The sequence below is a fragment of the Actinokineospora auranticolor genome (genome assembly GCF_041897805.1).
In the GTDB taxonomy this organism is placed as follows: Bacteria; Actinomycetota; Actinomycetes; order Mycobacteriales; family Pseudonocardiaceae; genus Actinokineospora; species Actinokineospora auranticolor.
This window is the reverse complement of the sequence record NZ_CP154825.1, coordinates 202,634-217,487: the sequence shown is the minus strand read 5'-3', so window position 1 is coordinate 217,487 and position 14,854 is coordinate 202,634. Positions and strand designations below refer to the sequence as shown.

General features: G+C 71.8%; 14 protein-coding genes and 1 tRNA gene. 4 read left to right on the top strand and 11 right to left on the bottom strand.

Annotation, left to right across the window (positions count from 1 at the left end; all coding sequences use genetic code 11):
• Positions 1-51: 51 nt before the first annotated feature.
• The 6 genes from V5P93_RS01110 to V5P93_RS01085 form a co-directional block, all read right to left on the bottom strand.
• On the bottom strand, positions 52-189 hold the full coding sequence (locus V5P93_RS01110) for a hypothetical protein (protein WP_104480860.1): 138 nt from the start codon (positions 187-189) through the stop codon (positions 52-54).
• Between the two features lie 43 nt (positions 190-232).
• Complete coding sequence (locus V5P93_RS01105; protein ID WP_104480861.1) at positions 233-1,648, bottom strand: aminopeptidase P family protein; 1,416 nt, start codon at positions 1,646-1,648, stop codon at positions 233-235.
• Between the two features lie 145 nt (positions 1,649-1,793).
• Positions 1,794-1,881, bottom strand: a tRNA-Ser gene (locus V5P93_RS01100).
• A 118-nt stretch (positions 1,882-1,999) separates the two neighbouring features.
• Entirely contained in the window at positions 2,000-2,212 is a 213-nt protein-coding gene (locus V5P93_RS01095; RefSeq protein WP_104480862.1) for a CsbD family protein, read from the bottom strand.
• A gap of 78 nt (positions 2,213-2,290) precedes the next feature.
• On the bottom strand, positions 2,291-2,770 hold the full coding sequence (locus tag V5P93_RS01090) for a nucleoside deaminase (RefSeq protein ID WP_245931461.1): 480 nt from the start codon (positions 2,768-2,770) through the stop codon (positions 2,291-2,293).
• Entirely contained in the window at positions 2,767-3,252 is a 486-nt protein-coding gene (locus tag V5P93_RS01085) for a tRNA adenosine deaminase-associated protein (RefSeq protein ID WP_104480864.1), read from the bottom strand. Before V5P93_RS01085 ends, V5P93_RS01090 begins: the two co-directional genes overlap by 4 nt.
• 77 nt (positions 3,253-3,329) lie before the next feature.
• Between V5P93_RS01085 and V5P93_RS01080 the strand changes: the two genes are divergently transcribed.
• Genes V5P93_RS01080 through V5P93_RS01070 form a run of 3 tightly spaced genes read left to right on the top strand, consistent with a single transcriptional unit; the run spans position 3,330 to position 7,635 of the window.
• Positions 3,330-4,565 carry a M20 family metallopeptidase gene (locus V5P93_RS01080; protein ID WP_104480865.1) on the top strand — a complete coding sequence of 412 codons (1,236 nt, stop codon included), beginning with the start codon at positions 3,330-3,332 and terminating at the stop codon, positions 4,563-4,565.
• 31 nt (positions 4,566-4,596) lie between these two features.
• Complete coding sequence (locus tag V5P93_RS01075) at positions 4,597-5,574, top strand: prephenate dehydrogenase (RefSeq protein ID WP_104480866.1); 978 nt, start codon at positions 4,597-4,599, stop codon at positions 5,572-5,574.
• 60 nt (positions 5,575-5,634) lie between these two features.
• Entirely contained in the window at positions 5,635-7,635 is a 2,001-nt protein-coding gene (locus V5P93_RS01070; protein ID WP_146108173.1) for a hypothetical protein, read from the top strand.
• Here the strand turns inward: V5P93_RS01070 and V5P93_RS01065 are convergent.
• The 4 genes from V5P93_RS01065 to V5P93_RS01050 all read right to left on the bottom strand — a co-directional run bounded on the left by V5P93_RS01065 (position 7,632) and on the right by V5P93_RS01050 (position 13,768).
• Positions 7,632-8,273 carry a putative glycolipid-binding domain-containing protein gene (locus V5P93_RS01065; RefSeq protein WP_181043649.1) on the bottom strand — a complete coding sequence of 214 codons (642 nt, stop codon included), beginning with the start codon at positions 8,271-8,273 and terminating at the stop codon, positions 7,632-7,634. The two genes, V5P93_RS01070 and V5P93_RS01065, sit on opposite strands and share 4 nt — an antisense overlap.
• 97 nt (positions 8,274-8,370) lie before the next feature.
• Positions 8,371-10,275: an FUSC family protein gene (locus V5P93_RS01060; protein ID WP_104480869.1), complete on the bottom strand. Its 1,905-nt coding sequence runs from the start codon at positions 10,273-10,275 to the stop codon at positions 8,371-8,373.
• 72 nt (positions 10,276-10,347) lie between these two features.
• A complete protein-coding gene (locus V5P93_RS01055) occupies positions 10,348-11,556 on the bottom strand; it encodes a thioester domain-containing protein (RefSeq protein WP_181043650.1) in 1,209 nt (402 codons plus the stop codon).
• A 541-nt stretch (positions 11,557-12,097) separates the two neighbouring features.
• Positions 12,098-13,768, bottom strand: a complete 1,671-nt coding sequence (locus V5P93_RS01050; RefSeq protein ID WP_104480871.1) for a DUF885 family protein — start codon at positions 13,766-13,768, stop codon at positions 12,098-12,100.
• Positions 13,769-13,893: 125 nt separating this feature from the next.
• Between V5P93_RS01050 and V5P93_RS01045 the strand changes: the two genes are divergently transcribed.
• Complete coding sequence (locus V5P93_RS01045) at positions 13,894-14,346, top strand: SRPBCC family protein (RefSeq protein ID WP_104480872.1); 453 nt, start codon at positions 13,894-13,896, stop codon at positions 14,344-14,346.
• Here the strand turns inward: V5P93_RS01045 and V5P93_RS01040 are convergent.
• Positions 14,343-14,813: a GbsR/MarR family transcriptional regulator gene (locus tag V5P93_RS01040; RefSeq protein WP_245931462.1), complete on the bottom strand. Its 471-nt coding sequence runs from the start codon at positions 14,811-14,813 to the stop codon at positions 14,343-14,345. The genes V5P93_RS01045 and V5P93_RS01040 overlap by 4 nt on opposite strands.
• Positions 14,814-14,854 lie beyond the last annotated feature (41 nt).

Below are 14,854 nucleotides of genomic sequence, written 5' to 3'. Positions count from 1 at the left end.
CCAAGGCGCCGACCACCCCGGGGGTGGTCGGCGCCTTGTCCAGGTCGGACGCTACTCGTCGTCCTCGGCGGCGTGGTCCGGCTTGCCGGGGTTCGGGTCACGCGAGAGGTCGATCAGCGGGTGCCGCTCCGCCCCCTCCGGTGCCGCGTGCCTGCCGGTCCCCTCCGGACGCTCGACGCGTTCGGTCACGACGTTCCCTCCTTCAGCTCCGCTGTCTACAGAGGAACCGAGGCTACCCCCGGTGGGCACGAACCCACTCGGAGATGCCGTCGGCAGTGATCGGCAACGCATCGGAGATGACCCGGGCACCGGTGTCGGTGACCACCAGGTCGTCCTCGATGCGCACCCCGATGCCGCGCAGCTCCGGCGGCACCGTCAGGTCGTTCGGGTGGAAGTACAGGCCGGGTTCCACGGTCAGCGCCATGCCCGCTTCCAGGGTGCCCTCGTGGTAGGCCGACGCGCGGGCCCGGGCGCAGTCGTGCACGTCCATGCCGAGGAAGTGGCCGACGCCGCAGACGATGTAGCGGCGGTGGTGCTGGCCGTTGACCTCAAGGGACTTGTCGACCGAGCCGGGCAGCAGGCCCCAGTCGTGCAGGCCCTCGGCGAGGACCCGCATGGCGGCGTTGTGGAAGGCGCTGTACTCCGCGCCCGGCTTCACCTCGGCCATGGCGGCGAGGTGCGCGTCGTGGACCAGGTCGTACACCTGGCGCTGGGCGGCGGAGAACTCGCCGGAGACCGGGAACGTCCGGGTCACGTCGGCGGTGTAGAGGGTGGTGACCTCGACACCGGCGTCGAGCAGCAGCACGCCGTCCTCGGGCACGGTGCCGTCGCAGCGGGTCCAGTGCAGCACCGGGGCGTGTTCGCCCGCGGCGACGATCGAGGCGTAGCCGGGGCCGTTGCCCGCGGTCCGCGCGCGCCGGTCGAAGGTGCCCTGCAACCAGCGCTCACCGCCGCCGCGCACGGCCTCGCCCAGCTCGCGGGCCACATCGGCGAAACCGAGCACGGTCGCGTCGACAGCGGCCTGGAGCTGGCCGATCTCCCAGTCGTCCTTGATCCGGCGCAGCTCGGCCAGGGTCGTGCGCAGCTCCGGGCTGTGCGCGCCGACCAGGGCGTCCAGCAGCGGGTCGGCGCCCTTGGCGACGTGCACCTCGGGCAGCTGACCGCGCAGCGCGCGGGGCAGGTCCTCCAGCGGCCGGACGTCGACGCCGAGCGCCGCGGACCACTCGGCCAGGCCGGGCACGGCGCCGTTCCACAGCTCGCCGTCGCGGGCGTTGGCGAAGAAGTCGGCCTCGCTCGGGCCCGCGGGCTCGCGCAGGTGCAGCACCGCGTCGTGGCCGCCGCCGGAGGGGGTCATTACGAGCACGGCGCCCTCGGCGTAGCAGCCGGTCAGCCAGGCGAAGTCGCTGTCGGCGCGGAAGACGTAGTCGGTGTCGTTGGACCGGGTCGGCGCCAGCCCGGCGGCCAAGGCGATCCGTTTGCCGGGGAAGGCCGCGGAGAGCCGGTCGCGGTGCGCCTCGGCGGCTTCGGCCGCACCCGCGACGCCGCGCACCCGGCGGTCGGCCGGGCCCCAGTCGTCGCGCACGAACTCGCGGAACCCCTCGGCTTCCACCAACCTCGACGGATCGCGTCGAGCCGGACGGTCGCTCATCAGGACACCTTCCTTCTTCCTCGTCTCCCTCGCGGCGGCACAGCACCACCCAGCCGAGGGTATAGAAGCAGGCCACCGGCGCAGCCCGGAGAAGCGGAGAGCGCCGGCTCCCCCTGGGAACCGGCGCTCTGCGTACTGCGAAGTTTGGCGGTGGCGGTGGGATTTGAACCCACGGAGGCTTTCACCTCACACGCTTTCGAGGCGTGCTCCTTCGGCCGCTCGGACACGCCACCGCAGAAGAGATTACAGATCTCCACCGCCCAGGCCCAACCCGACCCCCTGGAGCGGGGAAAGCCCGCCTCCCGGGGGATAGGAGGCGGGCTCTCTGCGGCAAGGAGACCGCGGCGCCGTTCAGTGCCGGTTACGCAGGTGATCCTTGGCGTCGTGCACGGCCCCGGCTGCCTTGTCCCGCAGGTCGTGGCCTGTTTCCTTGGCCTCGCCGCTGACCTGGTCCGCCTTGCCGGAGTTCTCCAGGTCGCGGTTGCCGGTGGCCTGGCCGAGCTTCTCCTTGGCCTCGCCGACCACCTGCTCGGCCTTGTCCTTGACCTTGTCGAACACGCCCATAGCCGGTCCTCCTTCGTTCGCTCTCGCCCCCATGGGGTGTCCAGCCGGGCCGAACAACCCACTCGTTTGTGACTCAAGTCACAAATTGCGTCGAGCGGCGAAGAACCCCTCCAGCAGGGCGGCGCACTCGGCCTCCAGCACGCCGCCGATGACCTCGGGGCGGTGGGTGAGCCTGCGGTCGCGGACCACGTCCCACAACGACCCCACCGCACCTGTCTTGGGCTCCCAGGCACCGAAGACCACACGGTCCACTCGGGCCAAGACGAGCGCTCCGGCGCACATGGTGCACGGTTCGACCGTCACCGCCAGGGTGCAGCCGGTCAGGCGCCAGCCGTCGTTGTGTCGTTTGGCGGCTTCCCGCAGCGCGAGGACTTCCGCGTGCGCGGTGGGGTCGGCGAGGGCTTCCCGCGCGTTGCACGCCGAAGCGAGCTCCGTCCCGTCGGGACCGAAGACGACGGCGCCGATGGGGACGTCACCGGTGGCCTCGGCGCGGCGGGCGGCGGTGATGGCCGCGCGCACGAGCCCGTCGAGGTCCACCGGTGGCCCGCTCGGGCTCACTGGAGGATCGTGTCCAGGTGCTTGGTGAACTCGGAGGCGAAGCCGAGCCGCTGGGCGATCATCTGCAGCTGCTCGTCCGGGTACAGGTCGATCTCGTCGATGATCACCTGCAGCTCCGGCGCGGGCAGCCCCAGGTCGGCCAGGATGTCCAGGGACCCCTCCGGCCAGACCTCCTCGTCGTCCTCCGGCGGGTCGACCCGCAGGACGTCGAGCGCGTCGGCGGCGATGTCGTAGTCCAGCGCGGCCGCGGCGTCCGAGAGCAGCAGCGACACCCCGCCCGGACTCGGTCGCAGCAGCAGGAAGAACTCGTCATCGATGGCCAACAACCCGAACACGGCACCCGTGGTGCGTGTCTTGCGCAGCTCGGTGATCGCCGCGTCGAGTTCGCGCAGGGCGGTGGCGTCCATCGGATCGCACCGCCATTTGCCGTCCTCGCGGACGACCGCAACCCCGAAGCCCGGTACCGGCTCCTCTCCCGACATGCACACACCGTATTCCGCGCGGAGGTCACCCGGAAGAAGCAGTCCCCCATACCGACGCGCGATGACACTATCGAGAAATGACGACCCAGGCCGTATCCACCTCACCGCGGGCGGGCGATCCCCGTTTCGGCGGGCTGTTCGACGCCGCGCACGCGCTGCAGCCCAAGACCGTCGCCCTGCGCAGGCAGCTGCACACCCACCCTGAGCTGGGGCTTGACCTCCCCCGCACGCAAGCTGCCGTAGTGGCGGCTTTGCAGGGGACAGGGCTGCGGCTGCACACCGGCAAGAACGTCAGCTCGGTCGTTGGGGTGCTGGAGGGTGAACGGCCCGGTCCGACCGTCCTGCTGCGGGGAGACATGGACGCGCTCCCACTGCAAGAGGACACCGGTTTGGCCTATGCGTCGGAAGTCGACGGGGCGATGCACTCGTGCGGCCACGACACGCACGTGGCCATGCTCGCCTCCGCCGCGCGGCTGCTGTCCGAGCGGCGAGCGGACCTGGCCGGTCAGGTCGTGTTCATGTTCCAGCCCGGCGAAGAGGGTTTCTACGGCGCCCGGTACATGATCGAGGAGGGCGTGCTGGAGGCCGCTGGTCGACCGGTGGAGCGGGCGTTGGCGCTGCACATCACGTCGAAGGAGACCTCCGGGATGCTGCGCTGCCGACCGGGGCCGATGATGGCCAGCGCCAACTCGTTCACGGTGATCGTCACCGGCAAGGGCGGGCACGCGTCGAACCCGTCCGACGCGATCGACCCGGTGCCCGCGGCGGCGGCCATGGTCGGGGCGCTGCAGACGCTGGTGACTCGGCGGATCAGCGTGTTCGAGCCGACCGTGGTGACCATCGCCAAGATCGCCGCGGGGACCACGTCGAACATCATCCCGGAGACCGCGGAGCTGCAGGGCACGCTGCGGACGCTGTCGGAGGCGGCGCGGGCGACGATGCTCGCGGAGATCCCCAAGGTGTGCACGCAGATCGGCGCCGCCCACGGTTGCACCGTCGAGTTCACCGTGGACGCCGGGTATCCCGTGACCATCAACGACGACGCGGTGGCCGCACAGCTGCAAGAGATCGCTGCGGCGGCTGTTGGCCCCAACCACGTCGGTCTTATGCCGAACCCGCTCATGGGCGCCGAGGACTTCTCTTACGTCCTGCAACGCGTCCCGGGCGCGATGGCGTTCCTCGGCGCGTGCCCCCCGGGTGTCGATCCGGCGGAGGCCGCGCCGAACCACTCGAACCGGGTGCACTTCGACGAGGCGGCGCTGCCGTACGGGGTGGCCACCTACGCGGCCTTCGCGCTGGACGCGCTGCGCTGATCGGGTGATCGATAGGGCACTATCTTTGCCCATGCGATCGGTGTGCGTTGTCGGCCTCGGGCTCATCGGCGGTTCGGTCCTGCGGGCGGCCTCGGCCGCCGGTCGGGCGGTGTGGGGCACGGCGGGCTCGGCGGAGGACGTCCAAGGCGCGATCGGCGAGGAGTTCACCGTCACCGACGTGGACTCCGCGCTGCGCCGGGCCGCCGAGGAGGACGCGCTGGTGGTGGTCGCGGTGCCGCTGCCCAACGTCGACGCGGTGCTGCGCAAGGTCGGCGACCTGGCGCCGAACTGCCTGCTCACGGACGTGGTGAGCGTCAAGGGGCCGGTCGCTGCCGCGGTCGCCCGGTACGCGCCGGACACCCGGTTCGCGGGCGGCCACCCGATGGCGGGCAAGTCCGCGTCCGGCTGGTCGGCGAGTTTGGCGGCCCTGTTCAGCGGCGCGGCCTGGGTCGTCACCGCCGACGAGGAAACCACCCTCGAGGCCTGGCGCGAGGCCGCGCAACTGGCCCTGGACTGCGGCGCGGGCGTGGTCCCCACGACGACCACCGAGCACGACGCGGCGGTCGCCCGGATCTCGCACCTGCCGCACGTCATGGCCGCTGTCCTGGCCGCCTGCGGCGCCGACGGCGGTCCCCTGGCCATGGCCCTGGGCGCGGGTTCGTTCGCCGACGGCACCCGGGTCGCGAGCAGCAGGCCGGAGCTGGTGCTGGCCATGTGCGAGGGCAACCGCGACGCGCTCCTGGGCGCCGTGGACGACGCACTCGGCAGGCTCGGCGCCGCCCGCGGCGCCCTGGCCTCCACCGGCGCCCTCGGCGCCACCATCCGGTCCGGCCACGCGGGCCGCGAGGTCTTCGAGGGCCAGCGCGACGCGGCCAAGGCCCAGGCGATGGTCGACCTGGCGGGCCAGGACCCCCTGGCCGAACTCCGGCTGATCGGCGCCCAAGGCGGCCGCGTCACCGGCTTCGACGGCGACCTGGCCATCGCCGCCCTGCCGGTACTCGCCGACTGACAGGTATCGGGTAGCTAACGAAGCGGTGACCGGCGTCACCGCGCGCCCTACGTTTGGCGGGTGGATCTCCCAGCGCCGTTACCACCGCCGCCGCCCAACCGGGTGCGGCGGTTGGCGGGTATCGCCGGGGGTCTGGTGCTGCTCGGGGCCGCGATCGTGGTGCTGCGGACCCCGCCCGAGGCCGGTGAGGAAGGGCCCGCGCCGCCGCCGCCCGCGCAGACCGTGGTGCGGCAGTACGCGGCCGATGGCGTGGTGGTCCCGCAGCCGGGCTCGCGCCCCGACCCGCCCGCCAAGGTGGTGGCCGTAGTGGGGTTGCGGCGGCTACAGCTGTGGTGGGGCCCGAACGTAGCCAGTGTGCCGGAGCCCAAGGGCGCGGCGGGCTACGAGGTGACCTGGGGCCGCATGGGTACGGCCGAGTACACCCGGCTCGTGGCGGAACCGTCCGTCCAACTCGACGCACTCGACAACAACACGCCCTACGACGTCGAGATCCGCACCATCGACTCTTACGGCCAGCGGTCGCAGCCCGCCAAGACGTCCGCGACACCGCAAGACCCCGCAGACAACCCGCCTTGGTCGTTCAACGACCGGTTCATGACGCGGGTGGTTCCGGACCCGCTGAACTGGCGGTTCGCGAGCACCGACGACTGCGGGCGGGCGACCCGGGGCGACGGCGACGACGGCAGCAGGCTGGTGATCAGCGCCCAGTGCGGCATCGAGCCGGTCGCGTTGCGGGCCAGGCCGCCGCTGCGGCTGCGGGACGCGCCGGTGAACGGCGAGCTGGGCCGGTTCGTCGTGGAGACCGACCACCCCGGTCAGCGCGGTGAGCTGCTGCTCGACCTGGTGCCCGGTCCCGCCGACCTGATCGCGGGCTCGCCCAACGGCGCCCCGCCGCGTGGACCGGCCGGTCTGGCGGTGGAGGACGCGTCGCTGCCGCCGGGCGCCATCCGGGTGCGGGTGGCCGGTAGCGAGGCGACCACCGAGGTGCAGGTCGTAGTGGCTCCGGGCACGCCCCGGCTCGGCAAGGCGGTCTCGACCTCCCCCGCTCCCCGGGCGGAGCTGGGGATGGCCGTGCGGTGGGAGGTCGTGCTGCGCACCGATGGCGTGCAGGTGCTGCGCAACGGGGTTGTAGTAGGTGGCGGTGACGTCGTACCCGCGTGGCGGGAGGCCACCGCGCTGGTTGGGTTCATCGGCGGCACCGGCGGTCTCTACGCGGGGGTGAGCCTTGTCGGCTTCATCGGTGCGCCTACAGCCGCTCCGGTGTTGGTGGTGCCACCGTCGATCGATAGCGGTCGTGTGGTGGTGGCGCCGGATTCGCTGTTGACGACGTTCGGCCCCGGGGAGCGCGTACCGGGCACGCGCGGCGGTCAGATCCGCCTGACGCTCGTCCCGCAGAACGGCCCGGACGAGCCCGCCACCGACACGTTCAGCGTCGAGGTGGGCGGATCCCTCTTCCCGGCCCGGCCCGCGGTGGCCGGGCAACCGATGGTGCGCAACGTGCGGTACCCGATCGTCGCCGATGTGCCGCCGGAAGCGCTCGTCTACGGCCCCGACGGCAAGACCCTCGTCATCCGCGTGCGCGGCCCCCAATACCGGCAACGCGCGGCGACAAGGGTGATCAGCGCGTCGGTCGAGTTGATCGCGCTGGAAGGCGCCGTCTCACCCGCGGCGGGCAGCGGCACCGACGTCCCCCTGCCGCGCGGGGCGTCGAGCCTGCCCCGCCCCGGAGCGGTGCTGCTCGACGCGGCGGGCAACCCCGTGCCGGAGGACGCGGTACTGCCCAGCGGCCGGACCGTCGTCGAGGTCTTCACCGACGGCCGCGCCGGTCAGCTGCGCACCGGGCGCCTGGCGAGCACGGCGGGCGTGGAGGTGTCGCTGGACGGGCGGCGGGTCGCGGGCATACCGACGGTCGTGGACGGCCCCGGGCTCGGCGGGCGCTGGCGGCTGGCGCTGACCACGGCCGACCTGCCGCCGGGCAGGCACAGCGTCGAGGTGAAGGTGCTCGGCACCGACCCGACCACGCCGTTCGCGGTCGCGTCCGTGCCGTTCCGGATCGCCTAGACGCGGCTGGCGACGCCCGGGTACTCGACGACCACGCCGTCGGCGTCGACGGTCAGCTCGGTGGTCACCTCGCCCTGGGTGAACTCGATGACCGCGCCGCGCTCGTCGACCGAGACCGTGCGGTAGCGCTGCCGGACCACCTGGACCTCCAGCTCGGGCATGCTCACGTAGACCACGGGCAGCTCGTGCTCGCCGGTCTGCCGGTGCAGGCCGAGGCGCCGGATCGGCAGCGCGGACAGGGTGACCATGCCCGCGACGTCGATGGTCAGCGCGCCGTCGAACTCCTCCCGCCGGGAGGCGTCGCCGTGGTCGACCAGCCAGGTGCCGTCCTCGGTCCGGTTGACCGAGACCTGCCGCTCCTGCGCCGCGGTCGTGCGCAGCAGCAGCCTGCCCGCCTCGGCGCCGCGCGCGGCGTCGTTGAAGGAGGCGTCGAACGAGGCGCTGAACGCCTCCCTGCCGGTGTCGGGGTGCGCCGCGGCGATGAGCCTGCCGGAGGCCCGCAGCCTGCCCTCGGTGAGCAGCAGGCGCACCGACTCGAGGGTCGCGGGTCGGCTGCCCTGCCAGGTGAACACGGACGGGTTGCGCGGTCTGCCGCCACCCTCGGCGAGCACGCGGTCGGTCGTGGCGTCGGTGCTCACGCCTGTTCGCCCGTCCGCTGGTTGCCGTCGATGCTCATGGTGCTCCTCACGCGCGACGCCACACTGCCGAGAAATCAACATACCGACCGTGGCGCACTTAGTGCGACCAGCGAGCGGCGGTCCGCGACCGTTGTTGCACCAGTCCTGGGCCACGCAAAGTGGCGTTTACCGCCGTCAACTCGGCTACTACGGGCTCAAGGCGTTCGTCTTCCGGCAGTTGGACACGCACAGGCGCACGCTCGCCTCTCACCGCCTCGGCCGCCTCCCGCACCGCCGCCACGAGGGTCCTGGTGTCGGCCTCGCTGACGGGCTCCCCACCACGGTCGATGGCGAGCGCGACTGCCGTGACCGCGTCGGTGAGCCGTTCCAGACCCACGATCACCGGCCACCACGCCGCCGCCTGCCGACCGGCCGCGAACGGCTCCACCAGGGACTGCTGGAACGCGGTCCGCACGTCCGACAGCGCCCGGTAGGACTCCCGGCGCAGCGGTGAACGCTCGTCACGGTGTCCGGACAGGGCGTGTTCCAGGTAGGCGGCGACGGTGTCGAGCGCGCCCGCCAGGTCCTCGCCGACGCGTGGGCGGCGGGCGCCCGGCCAGAGCAGGTAGCCGATGACCAGCACGATGGCACAGCCGATGCCGGTGTCGAGCAGCCGCGCGCCCACGAGCGACCAGTCGCCCGCCTCGGCCACGTCGAGCTGCACGAGCACCAATGGCGTCACGAACGTGCTGAACATGCCGTAGTTGCGCACTTGACCGATCGGCAGCGCAGCGGCGGCGATTGCCATCAACGGCACCAGGACCCACCCGGGCGGGTCTACCGCGAGCACGCCAGCACCTATGAGCACGCCGACTGCGGTGCCGACACCTCTTAGGACCGCGCGTCCGAACACGGACCCAAAGTCCGGCTTCAGCACGATCGCCACGGTCAGCGCGACCCAGTACGAGTGCTCCAGCGCGGCGAACCGCCCCACGGCCACCGCCACCCCGACGCAGACCACCAAGCGCAGCACGAGCATCCAGGTGCGGCGGCCCACGACCTCGCGGAGCCGTTCCCGCACGCCCACGGGCTCCTCGTCGGGCCGCAGGTCGGTATCGCGATCACCGCGCCGGAACTCGGCGACCGCGCGCAGCCCGGCGTGCAACTGGGCCAGGGCGCGCGCTCCTTCCGGTGGTTCGGGCGGTTCCGACAGGGGTTCGCGGACGCGGATGCGGTACGCGGCCTCGAACAGGTAGGTGACGAACTCGGGCGGTATCTGCTTCTTCGCATTGACCAGCGCTACCGACGCTTCGATTACCGGTGTCGTCTCGGTGAGCAAGACAAACAGTCGACGGTAAGAGCGGTCCCGGCCCGCAAGACGTGACCGTGCGTCCAAGAGCGCGTCATAGGCGGCGTTGATCGCTTTGGTGAGTTCCCGGCGCGCGTGGCGAGCTTCTGCGGTACCAGCCGCAGCGAGCATGACCGCGATGTGGTCGTACACCGTTGCCACCGCCGCCCGTTCCAGCGCGGCACCGCGCACCGGCCACGCGGCGATGGACAACACCAGCGCGAACGCGGCCCCAGCCGCGAAGCAGCCCGTGGCCAGCCAGGGATCGGCGGTCTGCCCGGAACCGAGGATGGCGAACACCAGCAACTGCAACCCGGCCAGCGACGCGGTGCTGCTGACCGCACTGACCACTGCGGACACACCGGCCACCAGCACGAGCGCCCAGGTCCAGGGTCCTTCGAGCAGCATGCCGACCCAATACCCGCCGACTCCGGCTATCGCGGCCCACACCGTCCTCTGTGCGCGGTAGCGGTATGGGCCGTCGGAATCGGCGAAGACGACGCACAAGGCGCCGATGGAGACCAGGACACCCAGGTCGATCCGCCCCACCAGCATCCCGATCGCGACGGGCGCGGCGATGGCCGTCGCGGCGCGCAGTGCCCGCTTCCACGGGATCGGGACCGGGCGCTGGCTCAGCAGCTCACGCAGCCAGTGGGGGGCCGAAAGATCGCTCACGGCACGACCGTAAACGCAGATCGCCTCCCGGGCCGCGTGGCCCGGGAGGCGATCTGGAGTGCTATCGGCTGACTACGCGGCGTTGCGGCGGTGACGCACGTAGAGGAGCGCACCGGCACCCGCTCCCAGCAGGCCGACGCCCACCAGGACCGGGACCAGGATGTTGGCACCGGTGTCGGGCAGGTTGTTGCTCGGCTGCGGCGCCGGGGCGACCGTGGTCGTGGTCGGCGGCACGGTGGTGGTCGGCGCGGTGGTGGTCGGCGCCGTCGTGGTGGTGGTCGGCGTGGTGCCCTTGGCCCAGTCGGCCTCGCCGACGGCCTTGAGCGGGACGGTCTCGGTGCCCGCCACGATCAGCGGCTGGGCTTCCTCGCCCTCGCGGTTCTTGCCGACGAAGAGGCGGCCGACCTCGATGGCCGGACCCTCACCGGTGACGCTGAAGGAGCCCTTGCCGTCCTTGGCGTCCGCCGGGATCTGGAGGTAGATCTCGGTGCCGTCCTTGACGGTCGTGATCGCCTTGCCGTCCTTGTCGACGACCTTGACGCCCTCGGGCAGGTTGACGTCCAAGCCCTTGATCGTGCCGTTGGAGGAGACCTTGAACGGCCCGATCTTGTCGCCCGGCTTGCCGGACCGCTTCGACGGGGCGACCTTCAGCTCGCCCTTCTCGGGCTCGCCGATGTCCTTCGCGTTGTCGATCAGGTACTTGTAGACCGCGTAGACGTCCTTGTCGTCGTCGGTCTTCGCGGTTTCGCCGGGGACGCCGCCGGAGGAGTTTTCCTCGTCGAGGTCGAGGCCGTCGCTGAAGTGCCAGATCGCGGCCTGCGTGGCGGCGATGACCTCAGCCCGCTCGATCGTCTCGCCCGCGGCGCGGTTCGGGAGGTTCTTAGCGTTGAAGTAGGCTTCGTCGTTCACCGGGTAGCCGTTGTGCAGCACCCAGTTGATCTTTCCGGCGTACTGCTTGAACAGCGAGTCGTCCGCACCGGGGTAGGAGTCCCACGGGACCTCCTTCATGATGTTCGTCTCGTGGCTCCAGGCGATCTCGGCGCCGACGCAGTACACCTGCAGGAACTTGCCGTCGCTCAGCTCGAACTTGAGCAGGTTGGCGCGCAGGTCGAACTTCTTGCCCCCGTGCGTCAAGTGGACGAAGAGACCCTGCTCCGCGGCTTCCTCGTGCAAGGTGCCCTTGGCGGCCTCGGCCGATGCCGGAATTGCGGCAATCGCGCCGAAGACGGCGGCAGCGGCCACCGCGGCGCCCACACGGGCCAAGTTCCTACGACTCGCCATGACTCTCCCTCTGCGGATCCGAACGTCGATCGCGGTTGTGCGGACGCGGCCGGAAACCCCAGAGCCCGCCCCCACTGACCGGCGAAGATCCACTCCCCCCAAAGAGTGGTCACCCACCATGTCAGCGTGCGCGGACTCTACTAAGCGCTGATTTTGAGTCACCCACCGGGGTGACGCCGAAACACATCCGAGTCCTAAGCGTTGTGTTTCGTTCACGCATCGCGCGGATCTACTGCGGACAGTGACCACCTGAAAAGACGATCAGCGCCGCCCGAATGGCGCTATCGAGGCGCGCGGGACCGACTCGCCGGCGGCGAATCGACACGCCGGTCGGGCGTCCACCGCGCGGAGATCACCGCAGGTCAGCGGGCGCGGACGACGATCAGCGGTCCACAGGGGACCGCGCGCGTCCACCACGGTCCGAATCGCGTTCGGATTCGCTTTGGTGAACAGCAAAAGAACTCGCGGGTGGCTACTCGATCTTGAAACGCGAGCCCGCGTGGTTTGTCGCTTTCACATTCGGCGAAAGCGGCGGCTCTTCCTAACCGCGCCACTCGGCGACAACCTCGCCGAGCACCTTCAACGGCAGCGGCCCGCCGCCGAGCACGAGGTCGTGGAACGCGCGGATGTCGAAGTCGGCGCCCAACCGCACCTCGGCGGCGGCGCGGGCGCGCTGGATCTCCAGCCGACCGACCATGTAGGACAGCGCCTGCCCCGGGTACGCGATGTACCGGTCGACCTCGTTGCCGATCTCCAGCAGCGACAGCGGGGTGTTCTCCCGCAGGTAGGACACCGCCCGCTCGCGCGACCACCCCTTGGCGTGCAGGCCGGTGTCGACCACGAGCCTGCCCGCGCGCATGGAGTCCATGGCGAGCATGCCGAAGCGGGCGACGTCGTCGGAGTACAGGCCCATCTCCTCGGCCAGCCGCTCCGTGTAGAGGCCCCAGCCCTCGGCGTAGGCGTTGACGTCGGCCAGCCTGCGCAGCAGCGGCAGCTCGGTCAGCTCCATGGCCAGCGCCAGCTGGAAGTGGTGACCGGGCACCGCCTCGTGGAACGCGGTGACCTCGGCGAGGAAGCGGTCGCGCTCGTGCGCGCGGTCGGTGTTGGCGTAGTAGACGCCCGCGCGCAGACCGTCCAGCGACGGCGGCATGTAGTACGCGGCGGGCGCGCCCGGCGCCTCGGCCGCCGGGACCGGCTCGACCCGGCAGGCCTGCGCGGGCATCCGACCGAACCAGCGCGGCGCGGCCTCCTCGGCGCGGGCGATGGCGTCGCGGGCGTGCTCGAGCAGCTCGTCGGCGTCGCGCCAGCGCATGGCCGGGTCGGTGGTCAGCCGGTGGAAGACCTCGGCCTGGTCGGCCGTGCCGAACACGCGCTGCCCCAGCTCGGCGTACTCGGCGCGCAGCCCGGCGATGATGTCGAGGCCGGTCTGGTGCAGCTCGTCCGGGCTCAGGTCGGTGGTGGTGTGCACGCGGGAGAGCGCGGCGTAGGCGGCCTCGCCGTCGGGCAGCGCGCACAGGCCGGGGCGGTCGTCCGGCCTGCCGACGGCGGCGATCTCGTCGACCAGCAGCTGCCGGTACGCGGCGAAGGCGGGCCGCACGACCTCGGCGACCACGCGCTCCCGCTCGTCGAGGAACGCCTGGTCCTCGACCGCGGGCCGCTGGGCCAGCAGCGGGTCCGCGGCGAGGTCGGTGGCCAGGTAGCGGTCGAGGTGGGCGATCGAGGAGTCGACGAGCCTGCGCACCGGCAGCCGCCCGGCGGCCACGCCCGCGCGGTGCCGCGCGCCGACCTGGGCCAGGTGCGCGGGCACGGCACGGAGCCTGGTCAGGTACGCGGCGGCGCGGTCGGCGTCGGGCAGCACGACCATGGGCAGGAAGGTCAGCAGCGAGGCGGCGGGGCCGACGAAGATGTCGGTGACCGTGTACTCGACCATCCGCGCGTCGATCCGGTCGACGACGGCGCCCGCCTGCTGGGCGATGACCTTGGCGGTGACGTCGCCACCCAGCCGCTCGTCCAGCGCGTCGGCGCGGCTGGCGATGTCGACGGCGGCGGCGCGGGTGGCCTGCTCGGCGTCGGCGGACACGTCGGCCAGGCGGTCGTCGTGCCCGGGCAGCCCGAGCAGCGTCGCGGACAACGGCTCGGCGTCGAACTGCAGGGCCAGCAACTCCTCGGCCAGCGCCAGCACGTCGCCGTTCACCTGGTCCGCTGTGGTCATCCCCGGCCCCTATCCCCGTCGCGGTACCCGGCCCCGGTGTGTGTGGCCGGACTCTGGGGAGGCTACGCCCATCCGGGGGTGGAACGATTTGCGAGAACGCAATCGCCGGACCCGGGAGCCAGCCGATGGTCGAACGCCAGCGCACCTTCGCCTTCGAGATCGCCGTGAGCAGCAGCGCGGACGCGCCGGAGCTGTTCGCGATGGTCAGCGACGGCAGGCGGTGGGCGGAGTGGGCGCGGCCGGTGGTCACCGAGGCGTACCTGGAGCGGGAGGGCGACCCGGCACCGGGCGGGATGGGTGCCGTGCGGGTGGTGGGGCGCAAGCCGCTGCTGTTCCGCGAGGAGACGGTCGAGTACGAGCAGGACCGCAGGCACGCGTACCGGTTGCTGTCGGCCGCCCCGTTCCGCGACTACCGCGGCGAGATCACCCTCATCCCGCTCGACGGCGGCGGCACGGACCTGGTGTGGCGGTGCAGCTTCGTGGAGCGCGTCCCCGGCACCGGTCCCGCCCTGCGCGCGGGCCTGCGCTCGTTCATCAACGACCTCACCAAGCGCCTGCTGCGCGCTGCCGAGCACTAGCCGAGCCCCTTCGCCGCCAGCTCCGCCCGCCAGCGGTCGCCCAGCGTCTCCATCTCCCGGCGCATGAACTCGAAGAACAGCTGGGTCATGGCCAGGCGCTTGCCCGCGCGCGTGTCCCGACCGAGCAGGTCCGCGCCGTCGGCCATGGCCACGGCCCAGGCGGCGAGCAGCTTGTCGCGGTGGGCCATCAGCTCGAACCAGGACTCGTCGGCGAGGGCGTAGTGGTCGCGCCGCTCGCCGGGCTCGCGGCCCCTCCTGATCATGTTCACCTGCTCCAGGTAGCGCACCGCGCCGGAGATGGCGGCGGGGCTGACCTGCAGGGACTCCGCGAGCTCGGTGGCGCTGAGCCTGCCCGCCTCCGTGGTGAGCAGGCAGGTGAACACCCGGGCGGGCATCCGCTGCATGCCCGCGTCCGACAGGAGCAGGGCGAAGCGCTCCACGAACCGCGCCACGGGGTCTTCCTTCACGACTTCACCCTATTCGGTCGACGAGCGGACGTTAACGCTTT

What these genes read in the sequence shown, in the direction of transcription:
- V5P93_RS01045 (WP_104480872.1), top strand. Translation starts at nt 13,894, where the DNA reads ATGGTCGAACGCCAGCGCACCTTCGCCTTCGAGATCGCCGTGAGCAGC.
- V5P93_RS01105 (WP_104480861.1), bottom strand. Translation starts at nt 1,648, where the DNA reads ATGAGCGACCGTCCGGCTCGACGCGATCCGTCGAGGTTGGTGGAAGCC.
- V5P93_RS01085 (WP_104480864.1), bottom strand. Translation starts at nt 3,252, where the DNA reads ATGTCGGGAGAGGAGCCGGTACCGGGCTTCGGGGTTGCGGTCGTCCGC.
- V5P93_RS01095 (WP_104480862.1), bottom strand. Translation starts at nt 2,212, where the DNA reads ATGGGCGTGTTCGACAAGGTCAAGGACAAGGCCGAGCAGGTGGTCGGC.
- V5P93_RS01055 (WP_181043650.1), bottom strand. Translation starts at nt 11,556, where the DNA reads ATGGCGAGTCGTAGGAACTTGGCCCGTGTGGGCGCCGCGGTGGCCGCT.
- V5P93_RS01050 (WP_104480871.1), bottom strand. Translation starts at nt 13,768, where the DNA reads ATGACCACAGCGGACCAGGTGAACGGCGACGTGCTGGCGCTGGCCGAG.
- V5P93_RS01080 (WP_104480865.1), top strand. Translation starts at nt 3,330, where the DNA reads ATGACGACCCAGGCCGTATCCACCTCACCGCGGGCGGGCGATCCCCGT.
- V5P93_RS01075 (WP_104480866.1), top strand. Translation starts at nt 4,597, where the DNA reads ATGCGATCGGTGTGCGTTGTCGGCCTCGGGCTCATCGGCGGTTCGGTC.